The organism is Pseudomonas sp. GXM4, assembly GCF_008923895.1.
GTDB lineage: Bacteria > Pseudomonadota > Gammaproteobacteria > Pseudomonadales > Pseudomonadaceae > Aquipseudomonas > Aquipseudomonas atacamensis.
The window spans coordinates 1-6,046 of the sequence record NZ_WBRZ01000309.1 but is presented as its reverse complement, the minus strand read 5'-3'; the positions used below and the strand labels follow the sequence as shown (position 1 = coordinate 6,046).

Annotated in this window: 3 protein-coding genes; all 3 read left to right on the top strand. The window is 56.1% G+C overall.

Annotation, left to right across the window (positions count from 1 at the left end):
- Nucleotides 1-149 precede the first annotated feature (149 nt).
- Nucleotides 150-2,198 (top strand): type VI secretion system tip protein VgrG, encoded by a 2,049-nt coding sequence (locus F8N49_RS24595; RefSeq protein WP_151552969.1) that lies wholly within the window; start codon nucleotides 150-152, stop codon nucleotides 2,196-2,198.
- Nucleotides 2,189-3,046, top strand: a complete 858-nt coding sequence (locus tag F8N49_RS24590; RefSeq protein ID WP_151552967.1) for a DUF4123 domain-containing protein — start codon at nucleotides 2,189-2,191, stop codon at nucleotides 3,044-3,046. The genes F8N49_RS24595 and F8N49_RS24590 overlap by 10 nt, the downstream gene beginning before the upstream one ends.
- Nucleotides 3,047-3,074: 28 nt before the next feature.
- A partial coding sequence (locus F8N49_RS24585; RefSeq protein WP_151552966.1) for a LysM domain-containing protein occupies nucleotides 3,075-6,046 on the top strand: 2,972 nt, incomplete at its 3' end.

Here is a 6,046-nt window from a genome sequence, read left to right as displayed (position 1 = left end):
AAAGGCCCGATTTCACTGACCCAAACCGCCCTCCTAAGGGTTTTCCCTATGGCATCAAGGCCCCACACCTACGCCATTTGCGCCTTGAATGAGGCCGTCTAATCCTGCAACATCCATCACCTGCTTATTCAACGGACGGAATTCAAGGCATGCTGGACGCCAATGCAACCCACATCACCCTCTCGATCGAAGACGCCAACGCCGACCTGCAAGTCCTCAGCTTCACCGGTCGCGAAGCCCTCAACGAACCGTTCCGTTTCGACCTCGAACTGGTCAGCGCCCGCCCCGACCTGAAGCTCGAAGAGCTGTTGCACAAGCGTGCCTGTCTGACCTTCGGCGCTACCGGCGAAGGCAAGATTCACGGCCAGGTCTATCGCATCGAGCAGGGCGACTCCGGCAAGACCCTGACCCGCTACAGCATCAGCCTGATGCCGCAACTGGCGTATCTGCAGCACAACCATGATCAGCAGATCTTCCAGCAACTGACGGTGCCGAAAATCATCGCCCAGGTGCTGGAAGATCGCGGCATTCTCTCTGACGCCTACAGCTTCCAGCTCGGCGCCGAGTACCCGGAGCGTGAGTATTGCGTGCAATACGACGAGTCCGACCTGCATTTCATCCAGCGTCTGTGCGAAGAGGAAGGCATTCACTTCCACTTCCAGCACAGCAGCAGCGGCCACAAACTGGTGTTCGGCGACGATCAGACGGTGTTCCGCAAACTGAAGCCGGTCAGCTACCAGCAGGACTCCGGCATGGCTGCGGAGAAACCGGTGATCAAGCGCTTCAACCTGCGCCTGGAAACCCGCACCACCCGCGTCAGCCGTCGCGACTACGATTTCGAAAAACCCAAGCTGCTGCCCGAAGCCGCGGTCAAATCCGAATTCGCCCCGGACCTGGAAGACTACGATTACCCCGGCCGCTTCACCACCCGCGAGCGCGGCAAGTTCCTCTCGACCCGCGCCCTCGAACGCCATCGCAGCGACTACAAACTCGCCGAAGGCAAAGGTGATGAACCGACGCTGACCAGCGGCCATTTCCTCACACTCGCCGAACATCCGCGCGCCGAGTGGAACGACCTCTGGCTGCTGCTGGAAGTCTTCCACGAAGGCAAACAGCCGCAAGTGCTCGGCGAAAACGTCACCAGCGACGTCACCGACAACAAAAGCGATTTCCACCAGGGCTACCGCAACAGCTTCGTCGCCACCCCGTGGGACGCGCACTACCGCCCTGCCCTCGAACACCCGAAACCGAAAGTCCTCGGCAGCCAGACCGCCATCGTCACGGGCCCTGCCGGTGAAGAAATCCACTGCGATCAATACGGCCGCATCAAAGTGCAATTCCACTGGGACCGCGACGGCCAGTCCGACGACAAAACCACCTGCTGGATGCGCGTCGCCAGCGGCTGGGCCGGCGCAGCTTACGGCGGCATTGCCATCCCGCGCATCGGCATGGAAGTCCTCGTCACCTTCCTCGAAGGCGACCCCGACCAGCCCCTCGTCACCGGCTGCCTGTACCACAAGGAAAACGTCGTCCCCTACGACCTGCCGGCCAACAAGACCCGCAGCACCTTCAAAACCCTCAGCTCCCCGGGCGGCAAGGGCTACAACGAATTCCGCATCGAAGACAAAAAAGGCGCCGAACAGATCTACATCCACGCCCAGCGCGACTGGGACGAAAACATCGAACACGACCAGAAAATCCGCGTCGGCAACGAACGGCATGACACTGTTGAAGCTAACGTGTTGAGCGAGTTCAAGGTCGAAGAACACCGCATCACCCATCTGGATCGCATCAGCGAAATGCGCGCGGATGATCACCTGACGGTGGGAGTGACGCAGCATGTGAAGGTGGGGACTGGGCAGTTTGTTGAGGCTGGCAACGAAATCCATTATTACGCCGGCCAGAGAGTCGTGGTCGAAGGCGCCATGGAACTGACCGCCAAGGCTGGCGGCAGCTTCGTCAAGGTCGATGCGGGTGGCGTGACCATCAGCGGCGCTGAGGTGAAGGTCAATACCGGCGGCTCGCCCGGGGTGGGCACGCCGGCGGCGCCGTTGTTGCCGGGGCCGATGAAGGTTGTGGATGCGGATAAGGCGGGGAAAGCACCGCTCCCTGCCCGTCTTAATGAGTCAGGTATCACCCCGCTGTGCGGAAAACAGAGTAACGGCGCTTGCAGCCGTAAGGATTGCACATGCATGTAAACACGCTGAGCGCCCTCCTCGCAGAGCCTCGTTACGACTTTTCAGACCTGCCCGCTACAAGCGAATCGCTGTGTTTCATCATCGACCAAGGGCTCCAGCCAGACGCTTTGGGTCGTCTTTATCGATTAGGCGAACCCGTTGTCGCCCAAGGTCTGTTTGTCGGGACAGACCTTGCAGAGATTCCTGACGAGCCATTGTGGCTGGTCGCCCCAAAGGGCGGCAAAGTGGCAAAGGTCGCTGTGGAACTATGTGAGGAACGCTTTTCGGGAATCGCAATCTCAACCCGGGATCCTGAAAAAGCTCTGGCTCATGCGCGCTGGCTGCTTAAGGCAAACGATGGTTCAGGTGGCCAAAGTCTGCTGAGTTTCCACAAGCCGAGTTTATGGGCTGCGCTGGCCTACACCGCCGATAAAGCATTTGACCAGTTACTGGGCTGCTGGGATGCGGTCTACAGCCCGGCGCCGATTCATTTCGGTCAAGAGCGTGGGCGATGGCTGACCTGGAAGGCCACCGATCAATCAACGTGGGACGGTGACAGAGCGGCGTTCAATCTGCCCGAGGCGGCCGCGAAAGTACAAGCGCGCCTGGGCTGGATGTACTGGATCGATGAGGAATACACAGCATTCAATGAGCCAGACGATGACCGCTTGAATGACATGGCGGACAACCTCGACATGCTGCTCAAAAACAACATTTATGATGGCGATCACCTGCTCAAGCTTGGCCATGTCGTGAACGGTCCGCTGTTCGAGACCCAGCCTGGGATCATGGCGATCCTGCAATCAAAGGACGAGTCGTTTATCAAAGTAGATCGGCTCCTGGAATCAGCCGCCGTTGCCCAACACTAAGGCGACGCGACAACAGAACGGAATCACCATGGAAATTACAAATCACGCCGTAATGCCCGGCGAAACTCTGAGCCAGATTGCTACGCGCTACAACACTACTGTGGCGCAACTTCGTCAGATGAACCCCTTCATCACCAACCCGGATAATGTCAAAGTCGGATGGAACCTGAGCGTTCCGAAAAGCGCACTACCGCCTGCTGCGCCTGCCGCTCAGACACCTGCCGCAGCTCAACCGCCTGCGAAAACGACCCCGGAAGCCGCAACTCAGTGCTCTGCGGAGGATCTGGTTGAACTGGAGCCTGTCAAAGACACCCCAGATCAGAGCTCAAAGACTTTCAAACCGCACGCGCCTCCCTGCTCGAAAAAGTTTGCCAGTGCGATTTATGCCACCGAAGAGCAAGAATTTTGGCTGCTTCCCGAACGGGCAAAGTCCGCTATCAAAGAATCCATGTTTGCCCTGGAAAAAATGATTGCGCCCAGCAAACCACGTGATGCACGCCTGAACGGGTTGCAGGAATCTGGTTTGCTGGAATACTTCCTTGAGCCTAAGTTGAGTAATTTCCTCACGGGCGCACAGCGTGCACGTATGGAAGAGTTTGAAGCGATGGGCGATGAGATCGAAATCGATCCCGCCACCGCTAAAAAAAGGCAGAACGACGCTAACGGAAACAAACCGGCAGTCGCTCCTGCTCAGTCCACGGATGAGGACACGCCGGTATCTCGCCTCGACCGTCTAGCGGCAGACATAGCTACTGACCAGCACGTTCACAAAGCATATGCCGATTTTTACAAGCGGCGGGCTGAGTGGGTCGCGTTAAAAAAAGAAGCGGTAGCGGCCGCTAAGTTAGAAGGCTACACCTACGAAAGCGGCTCGCTGTACTCCAAGGAGGCGATTGAAGCGCGGGCACGCGTGCAAGCTTATCTGGAGGCTCGCAAGAAATTCCTCGGCAACAAAGACTTCAAGCAGGTATCGCTGGAAGACGTTGCCAAAGCCTTGGCGGAAAAGAAAAAAAGTTACGACAATATCTGCAGTGGCATGACTGACTGCACCGCCGATCTGGTCGGCTATGTTTACACACTACACAAAAACGCCGATGCGCTTGATTACCACGCTTACACCGAATCCATCATGAAGGCTTCCGATTATGGAATCGCGCTTCCAGAGTTTGCGCTGATAAACGACGGCCTTGCCTCTGGCATCGAACAATTCAAGCTGTATTTGGATACAGAGAAAAAGCAATCGGAAGCAACTGCGCAACTTCAGGACAAGTACAAACGCTGGATCGAAGCAACAGGCCAAAATGCCCAGGCCCCTGCAGGTTTGGTGGAAGCAGAGCGTGCAAAGTGGGACCAACTGCAGAAAATCAAAGAAGACCTCTATACAGCCGCTCAGAATAATGTCAACGCGACGAAACCCCGACGTTATCTGATCTGGGAGCCGGAAGCGTTTCAGCCCAAGCCAGTAGATCGCATGGTTAAACCTGGTTTTCCTTTGCGCGAAGTCAGCCTTTCGGACGCCAAGGGCACTCCGTTGGGCTGGTTCAGTATGTCGAACCTGAAAGACGCAAAAAAAATTATGAAAGAGGACTTCAAAAAAGTCCCTGGCTCTGTATCCAAGGCCTTTAAAAGTCCCCCGACAGATGCCACTGAAGGTTCTGATAAAAACAGTGAGCTCAGTTCGTTCCGCCAATGGCTGTTGGCTCAGGGCGCTGTAAAGTTCAGCGATCAGGTCGGCGACTGTTTCGATGAAAAAGGTTGGTTCAAAGCCAAAGACTTTTACGCTCACTTAAAAAAGGAAGGCTATGAGGTCACTGAACTAGAGGACGAGGCAGCTCTTACCAATTGGGGTAAGCATCTTCAGCAGCTGGTGTTTCAGAAAAGTGTACGCGGTAAAGTGAGACTCTTCGATGCCAGTCCTCAGGCGCAGTTCGTTCGCTGCCTGACACCTCCACAACCAAGCATTCACGCTGAAGTGAAGCTGGAAAGCCCCCCCATCAGCGCTGCAGAAGGTTTTCAGGCGTCGGCCAGCGCGGGGATGAGCCTCGACTTGGCACGCGGCGAAGTGGAATTGATGAAAGTCGATATGCCCGCCCAAGCGAGCGCACAGGAAATCACGCTCGACTACCTATTGGACGGTAGCCCACAAAAAATGAATTTTGGGCGTTTCTCCTTCCACTTCGGCGTGAAGGCGTGGGGATATGCTGGTGCTTCGCTGCTACTTGCCGGCAGCGTCGAATTGAGCCCTATCTTCGGTAACGTCAAATACGGTGCCTCACTGAGCCCGGTCAAACGCGCACAGCGTGAAGATGCCTCAGCCAAACAGGAGCGCGCCGATCACGCAGCCGCCAAGCAAGCAAAAGCCGGCAGCGGCGACGATAGTCCTACTCCAGATCTCGTCCATCAATCAAAAGCCCCCACCGCTGCGGGCACCCTGAGCACAGGTCAGATGTCGACTGGTCGCCTCGCCAATGTTCAAATCGAAAATGGCGCGAAGGCAAGCTTCAACGTATTCGGCGGTTTGCAAGCCGCTATTGAGCTCACTGGTGCACTAAACTGGGCGCCGCCAAAAGAGCTCGTCGCCCGAAGTACCGCGCCATCGTTGGGTATAAGCGGTCCTAAAGACGCAAGGACAGCCAATCCATGGCTGACGCTTGCAAAATTGGGCGGGTCCGTAGGAATCGCGTTAGGCGCAGGATTTCAAGGGAACGCTCAGGTTTCTCTTGATAAAGGACGGTTCATTCTTAATTTGAAGGCAACAGTAGTGCTTGGACCGGGCGCTAACGGTAGTTTCAAATTTGAAGTGGGTTATGAGGCGGTGGTCGACCTCATTAACATATATCGCAAAGAGCTGCATAAGACCAAAGGCCGTAAAGTTGAGTGGATGGATCCTGAAGCGAGTGAGTATGCCTCCGCACTTAACGCTTTGGGCGTTGCCGGATTGAATGTGGAAATGGCATACATGATGCGTTGGGATGTTGTGATGGGTCTTTATGAGTCTCT

What these genes read in the sequence shown, in the direction of transcription:
- F8N49_RS24595 (WP_151552969.1), top strand. Translation starts at nt 150, where the DNA reads ATGCTGGACGCCAATGCAACCCACATCACCCTCTCGATCGAAGACGCC.
- F8N49_RS24590 (WP_151552967.1), top strand. Translation starts at nt 2,189, where the DNA reads ATGCATGTAAACACGCTGAGCGCCCTCCTCGCAGAGCCTCGTTACGAC.